The following is a 13009-nucleotide window of genomic DNA, read 5'->3' as shown; positions in this document are numbered from 1 at the left end:
TTCATGCCCGCTGGAGCGCCGCCTTGACCGAGGTCTCGCCCGCCGCCAGCAGCGGCAGCCGCACGTCGGCGGTGGGGATCTGGCCGCGCGCGTGCAGGACGCCCTTGACCACCGTCGGGTTCGGTTCGGCGAACAGCGCCGCCGACAGCGGCGACAGCCGGTGGCCGAGGGCGCGGGCGGTCGCGGCGTCCCCGGCGCGCCAGGCGGCGATCAGCTCGGCGAAGTCGGCGGTGGCCACGTGCGCCGAGGACAACACGCCGCCGTGCGCGCCCAGGGCCAGCAGCGGCGAGATGAACAGGTCGTCGCCGCCGAGGATCGCGAAACCGGCGGGCGGATCGGCCAGCAGGTCGATGGTGTCGGCGTTGACGCCGCCACCGGCGTACTTCACGCCCACCACGCCCGGGATCGCCGCGACCCGGCGCAGCGCGCCGGCGGTGAGGTACTGGCCGGTCCGGTAGGGGATGTCGTAGGCGACGACCGGGACGGGCGAGTCGGCCGCGAGCCGGGCGAAGTGGGCGACGACGCCGTCCTCGCCCGGGCGCACGAACGACGGGACGACGGCGAGCGCGGCGGTGATCTCGGGGCGCGCCAGCGCCTCCGGCGGTGTGGCGCCGACCAGTAGCGGTGCCCGGCGCTCGCGCGCGACGCGGGCGGCGACGTCGAGGACGGCGCGCTTCTCGTCCTCGGTGAGCGAGCCCGGCTCGCCGGTGGTGCCCAGGGCGACGAGGCCGTCGGCGCCGTCGTCGAGGACGGTGTGGGCGAGCGCTTCGAGCGCGGCGAGGTCGACTTCGCCGGTGGTGGCGAACGGGGTGATGAGGGGGATGAACAGGCCTTCGATGGTCATGATCCTCATCCTGCGCGGGACGACCCGAAAGCACCAGCGCCGATTCGCGAGGGGTTTCGTAAGCTGAGCTTATGCTCGATGTCCGGCGCCTGCGCCTGCTCCGCGATCTGGCCCGCCTGAAGACCATCGCCGCCGTCGCCCGGGCGCACTCCTACTCGGCCTCGGCGGTCTCCCAGCAGCTGACGCTCCTGCAGCGCGAGGCCGGGGTGGAGCTGCTGGCCCGCGACGGGCGCGGCGTGCGGCTCACCCCGGCGGGCGCCGCGCTCGTCGCGCACGCCGAGACCGTGCTGGCCGCGCTGGAGGCCGCCGACGCCACCCTCGCCGCCGCGCGCGGCGGGCTGCGCGGCATGGTCCGCATCGGCGCGTTCCCCACGGCGGTGCGGACGCTGCTGCCGGCCGCGCTGGCCTCGCTCGCCCGCGACCATCCCGGGCTCGACCTGATGGTCAGCGAGCTGGATCCGGTGGCGATGCCGGACGCGCTGCGCGAGCGGGTCCTGGACGTCGCCCTCGTCCACGACTACGACCTGGTGCCCGCCGCGCCCGACCCCACATTGGACGCCACGCCGCTGCTGGAGGAGACGGTCTACCTGGCCGTCCCGGCGCACGCGGGCGAACTCGGGCTGCCCGGCGCGCGTGAGGCCGACTGGATCCTGGGCACGCCCGGGACGCTCTGCCACACCGTGGCGCTGCGGGCGTGCGAGGCGGCGGGCTACACCCCGCGCGTCCGCCATCACGTCGACGACTTCACCGCGGTGCTGGCGCTGGTCGCCGCCGGGCTGGGGGTGGCGCTGGTCCCGCAGCTGGGCGTGGCGGAGGTCTCGGCGGCGGTGCGGCTGCTGCCGCTGCCGATCCGGCGGCGCACGAGCACCGCGCACCGGCGCGGCGCGGGCGGGCATCCGGCGGTGGCGGCGTGCGCGGAGGCGGTGCGGGCGGCGACGGAGGGGTACCTGCGGGGCCTGACCTGACGGCCGGGGCGGACCGGATGTCCGGGTGATTTCGCCGCCGCCGGGCGACTCCACAATGGGGGGACGGTCCGGGGGACCGCATCTCGATGTTCCACGGGGCGGAGCGAAGGTGGGGGCGCGTGAGCCTGGAGACCGTCCGGGGGCGGGGCGGCGCGGATCCGCTCGTGTCGGTGGTGGTGCCCGCGTACAACGCGATGCCCTACCTGCGGGAGTGTTTAGACAGCGTCCGCGCGCAGAGCGTCGGCACCGGTCAACTGGAGTTGATCGCCGTCGATGACGGCTCGACCGATGGGACGGGCGCGTTCCTCGACGCCTACGCCGCCGAGCACCCGTGGGTGCGGGTGGTGCACCTGGCCGGCTGCGGCGGCCCGGCCGCGCCCCGCAACCTCGGGGTGGAGCTGGCGCGGGGCCGGTACGTGTTCTTCGCCGACGCCGACGACTACCTCGGGCCGGAGGCGCTCGAACGCATGGCCGCGATGGCCGAGGCCAACGGCTCCGACATCGTCTACGGCAAGCAGGTCGGCGTCAACGGGCGCCTGGTCGCCGCCTCGGTGTACCGCTTCAGCATCCCCCGCGCCGACGTCTACGACTCCCGGGTCTACTGGTCGCTGCTGTCCCAGCGGCTGTTCCGGCGCGCGTTCCTCATCGAGCACCGCCTGCGGTACCCGCTCGGGATCCCGGTGGCCTCCGACATGCCGTTCATGGCCCGCGCGCTGGTCGCCGCCTCGGTGGTCTCGGTGGTCGCCGACTACGACTGCTACTTCCTGACCAGCCGCGAGGACGCCGACCACATCACCAGCACCCCCGGCGTGGGACCGCGACTGCCGCACATGCGCGACATCTTCGAGGACTTCCTGCCCACCGTCGAGGCCGGTCCCAAACGCGATGCCCTGCTGCGCCGCCACCTCACCGTCGAGCAGAGCACCTTCGTCCACCACCTGCGACGCGAGACCGACCGGGAGGCCCGGGAGCTCTACGTCAAGGAGTTCGGCGGCTACATCGCCCCCTACCTCGACGCCGGGCTGCTGGCGTCGCTGCCCGCCTTCGAGCGCGTCAAGCTGCGTTTGATCGCCGACGGAGACCTCGACGCGCTCCTCGACGTCGCGGCCACCAAGGGCGAGCCCGGCCGGATCGTCGTGGAGGGCGATCGCGCCTTCGCCGCCTACGCCACCTTCCGCACGACCCCGGGACTGTCCGATGCCGACCACGAGGTCACCCGCGAGCTGCGGATCCGCTACGAGCTGACCCGCGCCGAGTGGACCGGGGCAGGGTACGCCCTCGCCGGGCACGTCCGCGTCGACGGCTTCGCGCTCACCGGCGCCGAGCTGATCCTGCGCCGCCGCGACGGCGCCGACGAGAAGCGGCTGCCCCTCGTCCTCGCCGAGACCGGGGCCCCGGTCCTGGAGGACGCGACCGGCGAGGCCCGGCGCTGGGCCATCACGCTGGAGGACCTGTCCGGGCTCGGCGAGGGCCTGTGGGACGTCCACATCGAGGCCGCCGCCGGGCTCCTGCGCCGCGGCGCCCGGGTGGGCTCGCTGCGCACGTCCGATGTCGGCACCGCCGAGACCGTCGCGCTGGCCGGCGGGCGGCTGATCGGCACCTACTACACCCACCCCTACGGCAATCTGAGCTTCGATTCCGGGCTCACCCGCGCCGCCGCGCGGGCCGTGCTCGCCATGGACGCCCGGATGAGGGACGGCGCGCTCACCGTCACCGGACGGCTGCCCGAGCGCGCCGGAAGCGCGCCGGTGCTGCGGCTCAGCGGCCCCGGCGGCGCCGTGGAGGTGGCGGGCACGGCCGGGGACGGGCGCTTCGGCGTCACCGTCACGGCGGCGGTGCTGCGCGGGCTCGCGGTGGGCGTCTGGCGGGCGAGCCTGGCCTGGGGCACGGCGGGCGTCCCGGTCACGCCGGTGGCGAAACCCTTGCCCCGCCACGGTTTCCGGGAGGTCGCGGTGGACGCCAGGGGCGCGCTGGTGATCCGGGTCGGCGCGGGCGCGTGGGTGCGGCGGGCGCTGAAGCGCTCGGGGCTGGTCCGGCGGGTGATCGGCCGTCTGCGATAGTGAATCAAAACACTCGTTGTGCAAAAAGGACCGATTGAGGACGGAACCTGTCCGCAAGGGCACGTAGATTGATGGCATGACCGAGAACAAGAGCGCCGCCGTCACCCCCTTCACCGTCGCGATCGAGCAGGCCGAGCTGGACTACCTCAACCGCCGCCTGCGCGACACCCGCTTCGCCCAGGAGGTCGACGGCGCCGGTGACGACTACGGCGTGTCCACCTCGCGGGTGCGGCACCTGGTCGAGTACGCGTTGGACGGCTTCGACTGGCGGGCGCTGGAGGCGCGGCTGAACGCGTACCCGCAGTTCACCACCGAGATCGACGGGCAGAACATCCACTTCCTGCACGTCGTGTCCCCCGAGCCCGACGCCATCCCGCTGCTGCTGACCCACGGCTGGCCCGGCTCGGTGCTGGAGTTCCTGGACATCGCCGACGCCCTCGCCGATCCCAAGGCACATGGTTCAGACGGTCCCGCCTTCCACCTGGTCATCCCCTCGCTGCCCGGCTTCGGCTTCTCCGGGCCGACCACCGAGCGCGGCTGGGGCACCCGCCGGACCGCGCTCGCCTGGCTGGAGCTGATGAGCCGCCTGGGTTACGAGCGTTTCGGCCTGCACGGCAACGACGGCGGCTCGATGGTCTCCCCCGAGGTCGCGCGTGTGGCCGCCGAGCGCGTCATCGGCGTCCACGTCAACCAGGCCTTCTCGTTCCCCAGCGGCGCGCCCGGCGAGATGGACGACCTGACCGAGGAGGAGGGCGCGGCCCTGGGCATCCTCCAGTGGTTCTGGGAGGCCAAGGGCGCCTTCAACGTGCTGCACAGCCAGCAGCCGGGGACGCTCGCGCACGCCCTGGCCGACTCCCCCACCGGCCTGCTGGCCTGGATGGACCAGCTGATGGGCACCGAGGTCGACGACGAGTTCGTGATCGGGAACGCCTTCGTCTACTGGCTGACCGGGACCGGCGCCTCCTCGATCCGCTACTACTACGAGGACAAGCACAACCCGGCCGGGACCGAGCCGACGACGGTGCCGTTCGGGGTGGCCGTCCACGGTGGTGACTTCGCCTCGATCCGGCGCTTCGCCGAGCGCGACCACCGCGACATCGTGCAGTGGCGCACCCACGAGCGCGGCGGGCACTACGCCGACCATCTGGAGCCGGCCGGCAGCCTGGCCGACCTGCGCGACTTCTTCACCACGGCGACCGCGAAGTAGCGGCGGCGATGTACGGCCCCGGCTTCGGCCGGGGCCTTCTTTTTGCCCCGAACGGCGGGCGCGGCCGGTGCCGGTCGCGCAGAGTGGAGGCGCCCGGGAAGAACCTTATAGCAGTCGGGACTTATATAAGTGGCGAGTGATATGGTAGCCGTGTGCACGCCTTCGACGTACTCGGCGATCCCGTCCGCCGCCGGATCCTGGAGCTGCTCGCCGAGGGCGAGCTCACCTCCGGCGCGGTGTGCGAGGTGATCCGGGCGGAGTTCGGGATCTCGCAACCGGCCGTGTCGCAGCACCTGCGGGTGCTGCGGGACAACGGGTTCGCGGTCGCGCGGGCGCAGGGGACGCGGCGGCTGTACGCCGTGCGTCCCGACGCCCTGCGCGACGTGGACGTATGGCTGGACCGGTTCCGCCGGTTCTGGGCGCCGCCGCTGGCCGCGCTCGCCACCGAGATCGCCCGGGGCAAACGGCAGCGGCGCCTTTCGGGCGGCGAGGACCAGGGAGAGGAAGTGAGGACGACGTGATGAACGTCGACGTCGACGGTCAGATCAGCGCGGTGAGCCGCGAGCTGGGCGACCGCGTCCACGAGGCCGGTGAGCTGCTGGAGATGCGGATCAGCCAGGTCTATCCCACCACCGCCGAGGACCTGTGGGAGGCGGTCACCGACGCCGGGCGCATCCGCCGGTGGTTCCTGCCGGTGAGCGGCGAGCTCAAGGTCGGCGGGAAGTACCAGCTGGAGGGCAACGCCTCGGGGACGGTGGAGAGCTGCGACCCGCCGCGCGCGTTCACCGCGACGTGGGAGTTCGGCGGCGGCGTCAGCTGGATCGAGGTCGGGGTGGCGCCCGAGGGCGACGGCGCCCGCTTCACCCTCGTCCACCTCGCGCGCGTCGAGGAGCAGATGTGGGAGACCTACGGGCCCGGCGCGGTCGGGGTCGGCTGGGACGGGGCCTTCATGGGGCTGGGGCGCTACCTGGCGTCGGGCGAACCCAACGACGCCGCCGAGGCCGAGGCGTGGGCGGGGACCGAGCAGGGCAAGCTGTTCACACGATTGAGCAGCGACGCGTGGTGCGCGGCGAGCGTCGCCTACGGCACCGATCCGGAGAAGGCGCGGGCGGCGGCCGAGCAGACCCGCCGGTTCTACACGCCCTGAGTGGACGGTCCCGGCACCTCGCGTGCCGGGGCTCTCTCCCCGCCCTTCTCAATGTATAACCCAGGGCCCACTCACACCGGTACACCGGGTCCCCTTGAGCGCGAAGGGCGTCGTGCAGAATCGGCGGTCCGACCACGGGCGGATCATGCGCCCGGGCGCCGTGAACCGATGGGAGCCGACGAAGTGTCACGGGAAAAGAGTGTCTTCGACCTGCCCGATCGCCTCTCCGCGAAGGCCGACCCCGCGCTCATCACCGACGACGAGCGCCACCTGAAGGCCATCGGCGACCGGCTCGCCGAGACCATCGCCGAGGTCTCCGCGCGCCTCGACGAGCAGCGCCGGGCGCCCGGCGGCGCCGGACAGCAGGCCCTGGACCGCGACCAGGAGATCTACCGCCTCACCGCGCGGCTGCGCGCGCTGCGCCGCTTCGGCCTCGACCTGTGCCTGGGGCAGATGGTCACCGAGGAGGGCGCCGAGCCGGTCTACATCGGGCGCATCGGCCTCACCGACGCCTCCGGGAAGCAGCTGCTGGTGGACTGGCGCTCACCGGCCGCCGAGCCGTTCTTCGGCGCCACCCACGCCAACCCGATGGGCCTGGCCGGGCGCCGCCGCTACCGGTGGACGGCCGGGGCCATCACCGACTACTGGGACGAGGTCTTCACCGCCGAGGGCTTCGAGGGGCACAAGGCGGCCCTGGACGACCAGTCGGCGTTCATCGCCAGCCTCGGCGCCAACCGCTCCGAGCGCATGCGCGACGTCCTGGGCACCATCCAGGCCGACCAGGACGCCATCATCCGCGCCGGGTCCAAGGGCGCGCTGGTCGTCGACGGCGGGCCCGGCACCGGCAAGACCGTGGTCGCGCTGCACCGCTCGGCCTATCTCATCTACTCCGACCCGCGCCTGGGGCACGGGCGCGGCGGCGTGCTGTTCGTCGGCCCGCACCAGCCCTATCTGGCCTACGTCGCCGACGTCCTGCCCAGCCTGGGCGAGGAGGGCGTCACCACCTGCACGCTGCGGCACCTGCTGCCCGAGGGCGCCGGGGCGGTCGAGGAGAGCGACGCCGAGGTCGCGCGCCTGAAGTCGGCCTCGGCCATGGTCGACGCCATCGACGCCGCCGTGCGCTTCTACGAAGAGCCGCCCGCCAAGGGCATGACCGTGTCCACCGACTGGTCGGACCTGCGGCTGACCGCCCGCGACTGGGTGACCGCCTTCGAGGCCGTCGAGCCCGGCGTCCCCCACAACGAGGCCCGCGACCAGATCATGGACGAGCTGGTGGCGATCCTGGTGGACAAGGGCTCCGAGGCCCCCGAGGACCAGCTGGAGGCCGAGATCCGCCGCAACCGGGAGCTGGTCACCGCCCTCAACCGCGCCTGGCCGATGCTCGACCCCGACGACATCGTCGCCGACCTGTGGACGGTGCCGGCCTACCTGCGCAAGTGCGCGCCGTGGCTGACGCCCGAGGAGGTCCGCCTGCTCAAGCGCGAGGACGCCCGGGCCTGGACGGTGGCCGACCTGCCGCTGCTGGACGCCGCCCGCCGCCGCCTCGGCGACGCCACCGTCTCGGCCCGCAAGCGCCGCCACGAGGCCGCCGTCGCCGAGTCGCGCGCCGAGATGGCCCGCGTCGTCGACGACCTGATCGCCGCCGACGCCGACGGCGAGGGCCTGGTGACGATGCTGCGCGGCGAGGACGCCCAGAGCGTCATCATCGACGAGGACGCGCTGACCAGCGCCGACCGCGACGCCCTCGCCGGGCCGTTCGCGCACATCGTCGTCGACGAGGCACAGGAGCTCACCGACGCCGAGTGGCGGATGCTGCTATCGCGCTGCCCCTCGCGCAGCTTCACCATCGTCGGCGACCGCGCCCAGGCCCGCCACGGCTTCACCGAGTCCTGGCGCGAGCGCCTGGCCCGCGTCGGCCTCGACCACGTCGAGATGGCCTCCCTCACCGTCAACTACCGCACGCCCGAGGAGGTCATGGAGGAGGCCGCCCCGGTCATCCGCGCGGCCATCCCCGACGCCAACGTGCCGACCTCGATCCGCCGCAGCGGCATCCCCGTCGTCCACGGCGCCATCGGCGAGCGCGACGCGATCCTGGCGGCCTGGCTGGCGGAGAACGCCGACGGCGTGGCCTGCGTGATCGGTGACGGGACCTTCGCCGAGACCGCGCGGGTGCGCTCGCTGACGCCGACGCTGTCGAAGGGCCTGGAGTTCGACCTGGTGGTCCTGGTCGACCCGGAGAACTTCGGCGAGGGCGTGGAGGGCGCGGTGGACCGGTACGTGGCGATGACGCGCGCGACGCGGCAGCTGGTGGTGCTGCGCAGCAGCTGACCGGTGCTGACGAACGCCCCCGCCATGGTTGGCGGGGGCGTTCGCGCGTCCACCTGCGGTGACACTCCGGGCGCGGTGGTGGTCCATAAGGGACGCGCAGGTCGGGCGGGGGAGGCCGGTGGATCTCCCGTCCGTCTTTCGCTAAGGTAAGGCTGCCCTCATTCAGGTGAGGCTCCCCTTAGTCACCGACCCGGTCGCTCTCGAACCAGTGGAGACACACCCCCATGCGCCGCCGTACCCTCCTCAGCTCGCTCACCGCGCTCACCGCCGCCGCGCTCGTCCTCACCGGCTGCGGCGCGAAGGCCAAGGACGACCCGTCCCCGGCCGGCGGCGCCTGGTCCTACACCGCCGGTGACGGCAAGACCTACACCGCCGACAAGACCCCCAAGCGCATCATCGCCCACGCCTACGCCGCCAAGGCGCTGATGGAGTTCGGCATCAAGCCCGTCGGCATCTACGCCGACGGCAAGGTCGGCGCCGACGTCGGCCTCAAGGGCGTCGACTTCACCGGCGTCACGATCCTCGGCGAGGAGTGGGGCAAGATCGACGCCGAGAAGGCCGTCACCCTCGCCCCCGACCTGATCGTGGCCGACTGGTGGCCGGTGGAGAAGGTCTACTCCGGGCAGGAGGAGGGCGTCGAGGACTCCGCCAAGAAGCTCGCCGAGCTCGCCGACGTCGTCGGCCCCGCGCAGGGCGACTCCATCGTCGGCGTCATCGAGGGCTACGCCAAGCTGGCCGAGTCGCTGGGCGCCGACCCGTCGGTCATCGCCGCCGCCCGCGGCAAGTTCGAGGAGGCGAAGACCCGCTTCCAGGCCGCCACCGCCGCCAAGCCGAACCTGACCGCGCTGGCCATCGGCCCCTACGACAACACCTACGCCATCGCCGTCCCGAAGTACGCGCCGGAGCTGCTCGACTTCCAGAAGTGGGGCCTGAAGGTCATCGACCCGCAGAAGCCCGACCCGGAGTTCCCGTACTGGGAGTCCCTCAGCTTCGAAAACGCCGACAAGTACCAGCCCGACGTGCTGCTCTTCGACGACCGCAACCACCCCGGCAACCAGGAGAAGCTCGCCGCGCAGCCCATCGCCAAGTCCATCAAGGCCTACGCGGCCGGCGCGATGACCACCTGGCCCGCCTACTGGCTGCACACCTACAGCGACTACACCGCGCAGCTGGACCGGCTGACCGCGTTCATCCAGGGCGCCGACGAGAACATCGGCGACTAGTGGTCGCCACCGCCGAGAAGGCCCCGCCGGGCACGACCGCCGTCAAGCGGATCGGGCTCGGCGGCGGTCTGCTCATCGCCCTCGGCGCGGTGGCCGTCCTGGCGTTCCTCAGCATCGCCCTCGGCTCGCGCTCGGTCACCCTCCAGACCGTCCTCGACGCCTTCTTCGACCCCACCGCCACGTCCCCCGACCTCACCGTCATCCGCGACATGCGCGTGCCCCGCACGCTGCTGGCCATCGTCGTCGGGACCGCCCTCGGGCTCGGCGGGACGCTCCTGCAGGGCGTGGCCCGCAACCCGCTGGCCGACCCCGGCATCATGGGCATCAACTCCGGCGCTGCGCTGGCCATCGTCGGCGGCATCATGCTCATCGGCGTCCAGAGCGCCGCCGGGTACGTCTGGTTCGCCTTCGCCGGCGCCGGGATCGCCACCGTCCTGGTCTACGGACTGGCCGCCACCGGACGCGACGGCGCCACCCCCGTCAAACTCGCCCTCGCCGGGGCCGCGGTGACCGCGGTGTTCGGCTCGGTCACCTCCGCCATCGTGCTGTCCAACGTCGACGCGCTCAACGAGATGCGCTTCTGGCAGGTCGGCGCGCTGTCCGGGCGGTTCATGCCGGTCTTCTGGCAGCTCGCGCCGTTCCTGGTCATCGCCTCGCTCATCGCGCTGTTCGCCGGGCGCCCGCTGAACACCCTCGCGCTGGGCGACGACGTCGCCCGCGCCCTCGGCCAGCCCGTCGCGCTGACCCGGACCGTCCTGTTCGCCCTCATCGCCGTCCTGTGCGGCGCGGCGACCGCCGCCGCCGGGCCGATCGCGTTCCTGGGCCTGATGGTCCCGCACCTGGCGCGCTTCATCTGCGGGCCCGACTACCGCTGGATCCTGCCCTACTCGGCGCTGCTGGGCCCGGTCCTGCTGCTGGCCTGCGACATCGCCGGACGCGTCGTCGTCGCCCCCGGCGAGCTCCAGGTCGGCGTCGTCATCGGCGTCGTCGGCGCGCCGGTGTTCATCGCCCTGGCGCGCTTCCGGAGGCTGGTGCAGCTGTGACGGCCAAGACCCTCGCTCCCCCGCGCTCCTTCCGCGCCCACCGCCGCCGCCGCGCCCGATGGGGCCTGGCCCTCTCGGCGGGACTGACCGCCTCGGTCGCCGTGGTCTTCGTGTTCTCCCTGAGCTTCGGCAGCGTCACCGTCGCCCCCACCGACGTGATCCTGGCCCTGATCGGCGCGCCCGCCGAGAAGTGGCACACCTTCATCGTCCAGGACCTGCGGCTGCCGCGCGCGATCACCGCCCCGCTGGTCGGGGCCGCGCTCGGCGCCTCCGGCGCGATCTTCCAGCGGCTCCTGCGCAACCCGCTGGCCTCACCGGACTTCCTCGGGGTCTCCTCGGGCGCCAACGTGGCGGTCGTCGCCGGTTTCGCGCTGTGGAACCTCACCGGCTACCAGCTGTCGCTGGCCGCGATCCTCGGCGGCTTCGCCACCGCCGCCGGGATCCACCTGCTGGCCGGGCGCGGCGGCCTCAGCGGCCACCGGTTCATCCTCGTCGGCATCGGCGTCTCGGCGCTGATGGCCTCGGCGACCTCCTACCTGCTGGCCCGCTCCACCGTCTCCGACGCCAAGGCCGCCATGTCCTGGCTCATCGGCTCGGTCGGCATGGCCAAGCAGGCCGACATCATCGTGCTCGCCGTCGCCCTCGCCGTCCTGCTGCCCGCCTCGGCGCTGCTCGGGCGGCGCCTGCGCGTACTCGAACTGGGCGACGGGACGGCCACCGCGCTGGGCGCGAGCGTCCGCCGCGACCGGGCGATCCTCATCCTGGCCGCGGTGATCCTGGTGGCCCTGGCCACCGCGGCGGCCGGGCCGATCGCGTTCGTGGCGCTCATGGCCGGGCCGATCTCCGCGCGGCTGTCCGGCGGCGCCGGGGAGAGCGTGTTCCGCGCGGCCTGCGCGGGGGCGTTCCTCGTCCAGCTGTCGGACCTGGCCGCCCAGCACCTCCTCGCCACCCCGATCTCCACGGGCGTCGTCACCGGCTTCGTCGGCGCGCCCTACATCGCGTGGATCATCGTTCGCGCCAACAGAAGCGGAGCAGCGTGATGACCGACCGGCACACCCTCGCCGTCGACGGGCTCGTCCTCGGCTACGACGCAAAGACCATCGTCGACGGCGTCACCACCGACATCCCCACCGGCCGGGTCACCGCGATCATCGGCGCCAACGCCTCGGGCAAGTCGACGCTGCTGCGCGGGGTCGCGCGGCTGCTCCAGCCGCGCGGCGGGGCCGTCGTCCTGGACGGGCGGCCCGTCCACGACATGCGCAGCATCGACGTGGCGAAGGTGATCGGGCTGCTCCCCCAGTCCCCCGTCGCCCCGGAGTCCATCACCGTCGGCGACCTCGTCAGCCGCGGCCGCTACCCCCACCAGGGCTGGTTCGCGCGCTGGACCCGCGAGGACGACGACGCCGTCGCCGCCGCGCTGGAGGCCACCGGCACCGCCGAGCTCGTCGACCGCAAGCTGTCCCAGCTCTCCGGCGGCCAGCGGCAGCGCGTGTGGATCGCCATGGCCCTGGCTCAGGGCACCGACATCCTGCTGCTCGACGAGCCCACGACCTACCTCGACGTGAACTACCAGATCGAGGTCCTGGACCTGCTCACCGACCTCAACCACCGCACCGGCACCACCATCGTGATGGTCCTGCACGAGCTGAGCCTGGCCTGCCGCTACGCCGACCACCTCATCGCCATGAAGCAGGGCCGCGTGGTGACCGAGGGCGCGCCCGCCGACGTGGTCACCGCCGAGATGGTCGAGGAGGTCTTCGGGCTGCGCTGCGACGTCATGCCCTGCCCCCGCAGCGGAACCCCGCTGGTCATCCCGCTCGGGCGGCACAAGCTTCAGCCGACGCGCGTGTAACGGTCGTCGTCATTGAGGGCGGGCTCCAGGACGAGCTCGGCGCCCTCGATCCGCCACGCGCCCGCCCACTCGCCCGCCATGGGCTCGTCGTCCTCGATGACGTCACCGACGGAGTAGGTGAAGCGGTGGAACACCAGGCGCAGCCGGTCGCCCTCGGCGCGCCAGGTGAAGTGCTCGCGCTCCTCGACCATCGGGCGAGCGTGCTCGGCGAAGCCGGTGCCGTCGGCGGCGAAGACGACGGCGGCGTCCTCCATCGCGCCGTAGTACTTGGCGCGCCACTGGCCGATCAGGGCTTCCTCCACGACGCCGCTCCTCTCCGAGCCGGATTCTGCCGCACCGC

At 73.1% G+C, this 13009-nt stretch carries 12 protein-coding genes; 10 read left to right on the top strand and 2 right to left on the bottom strand.

Going from position 1 to position 13009, the window contains the following annotated elements; genetic code table 11:
* Nucleotide 1: 1 nt before the first annotated feature.
* Nucleotides 2-844: a dihydrodipicolinate synthase family protein gene (locus QSK10_RS13195; protein WP_285663057.1), complete on the bottom strand. Its 843-nt coding sequence runs from the start codon at nucleotides 842-844 to the stop codon at nucleotides 2-4.
* 71 nt (nucleotides 845-915) lie between these two features.
* Here QSK10_RS13195 and QSK10_RS13190 point away from each other — a divergent pair, with 71 nt between their 5' ends.
* The 10 genes from QSK10_RS13190 (at nucleotide 916) to QSK10_RS13145 (ending at nucleotide 12669) form a co-directional block, all read left to right on the top strand.
* Entirely contained in the window at nucleotides 916-1809 is an 894-nt protein-coding gene (locus QSK10_RS13190) for a LysR family transcriptional regulator (RefSeq protein ID WP_285663056.1), read from the top strand.
* 119 nt (nucleotides 1810-1928) lie between these two features.
* A complete protein-coding gene (locus tag QSK10_RS13185; RefSeq protein WP_285663055.1) occupies nucleotides 1929-3869 on the top strand; it encodes a glycosyltransferase family 2 protein in 1941 nt (646 codons plus the stop codon).
* Between the two features lie 76 nt (nucleotides 3870-3945).
* Nucleotides 3946-5076 carry an epoxide hydrolase family protein gene (locus tag QSK10_RS13180; protein ID WP_285663054.1) on the top strand — a complete coding sequence of 377 codons (1131 nt, stop codon included), beginning with the start codon at nucleotides 3946-3948 and terminating at the stop codon, nucleotides 5074-5076.
* 152 nt (nucleotides 5077-5228) lie between these two features.
* Nucleotides 5229-5597, top strand: coding sequence for an ArsR/SmtB family transcription factor (locus QSK10_RS13175; protein WP_285663053.1), 369 nt, complete (start codon nucleotides 5229-5231; stop codon nucleotides 5595-5597).
* The gene (locus tag QSK10_RS13170; RefSeq protein ID WP_285663052.1) at nucleotides 5597-6223 is read left to right on the top strand and encodes an SRPBCC family protein; all 627 of its coding nucleotides are present in this window, start codon (nucleotides 5597-5599) and stop codon (nucleotides 6221-6223) included. Before QSK10_RS13175 ends, QSK10_RS13170 begins: the two co-directional genes overlap by 1 nt.
* Before the next feature lie 168 nt (nucleotides 6224-6391).
* The gene (helR, locus tag QSK10_RS13165; protein ID WP_285663051.1) at nucleotides 6392-8551 is read left to right on the top strand and encodes an RNA polymerase recycling motor ATPase HelR; all 2160 of its coding nucleotides are present in this window, start codon (nucleotides 6392-6394) and stop codon (nucleotides 8549-8551) included.
* A 224-nt stretch (nucleotides 8552-8775) separates the two neighbouring features.
* Complete coding sequence (locus QSK10_RS13160; RefSeq protein ID WP_285663050.1) at nucleotides 8776-9774, top strand: ABC transporter substrate-binding protein; 999 nt, start codon at nucleotides 8776-8778, stop codon at nucleotides 9772-9774.
* Nucleotides 9774-10817: a FecCD family ABC transporter permease gene (locus QSK10_RS13155; RefSeq protein ID WP_285663049.1), complete on the top strand. Its 1044-nt coding sequence runs from the start codon at nucleotides 9774-9776 to the stop codon at nucleotides 10815-10817. Before QSK10_RS13160 ends, QSK10_RS13155 begins: the two co-directional genes overlap by 1 nt.
* A complete protein-coding gene (locus QSK10_RS13150; protein WP_285663048.1) occupies nucleotides 10814-11857 on the top strand; it encodes a FecCD family ABC transporter permease in 1044 nt (347 codons plus the stop codon). The genes QSK10_RS13155 and QSK10_RS13150 overlap by 4 nt, the downstream gene beginning before the upstream one ends.
* A complete protein-coding gene (locus QSK10_RS13145; RefSeq protein ID WP_285663047.1) occupies nucleotides 11857-12669 on the top strand; it encodes an ABC transporter ATP-binding protein in 813 nt (270 codons plus the stop codon). The genes QSK10_RS13150 and QSK10_RS13145 overlap by 1 nt, the downstream gene beginning before the upstream one ends.
* Here QSK10_RS13145 and QSK10_RS13140 read toward each other — a convergent pair.
* Nucleotides 12651-12971, bottom strand: coding sequence for a hypothetical protein (locus tag QSK10_RS13140; RefSeq protein ID WP_285663046.1), 321 nt, complete (start codon nucleotides 12969-12971; stop codon nucleotides 12651-12653). The two genes, QSK10_RS13145 and QSK10_RS13140, sit on opposite strands and share 19 nt — an antisense overlap.
* Nucleotides 12972-13009 lie beyond the last annotated feature (38 nt).

The sequence above is a fragment of the Actinorhabdospora filicis genome, from assembly GCF_030269765.1.
Lineage (GTDB): Bacteria > Actinomycetota > Actinomycetes > Mycobacteriales > Micromonosporaceae > Actinorhabdospora > Actinorhabdospora filicis.
This window is presented reverse-complemented; position numbering and strand designations above follow the sequence as displayed.

Bases quoted from the DNA above. Each gene is read 5' to 3' on its own strand.
- QSK10_RS13195 (WP_285663057.1), bottom strand. From the start codon at position 844: ATGACCATCGAAGGCCTGTTCATCCCCCTCATCACCCCGTTCGCCACC.
- QSK10_RS13190 (WP_285663056.1), top strand. From the start codon at position 916: ATGCTCGATGTCCGGCGCCTGCGCCTGCTCCGCGATCTGGCCCGCCTG.
- QSK10_RS13180 (WP_285663054.1), top strand. From the start codon at position 3,946: ATGACCGAGAACAAGAGCGCCGCCGTCACCCCCTTCACCGTCGCGATC.
- QSK10_RS13170 (WP_285663052.1), top strand. From the start codon at position 5,597: ATGAACGTCGACGTCGACGGTCAGATCAGCGCGGTGAGCCGCGAGCTG.
- helR (WP_285663051.1), top strand. From the start codon at position 6,392: ATGGGAGCCGACGAAGTGTCACGGGAAAAGAGTGTCTTCGACCTGCCC.
- QSK10_RS13160 (WP_285663050.1), top strand. From the start codon at position 8,776: ATGCGCCGCCGTACCCTCCTCAGCTCGCTCACCGCGCTCACCGCCGCC.
- QSK10_RS13145 (WP_285663047.1), top strand. From the start codon at position 11,857: ATGACCGACCGGCACACCCTCGCCGTCGACGGGCTCGTCCTCGGCTAC.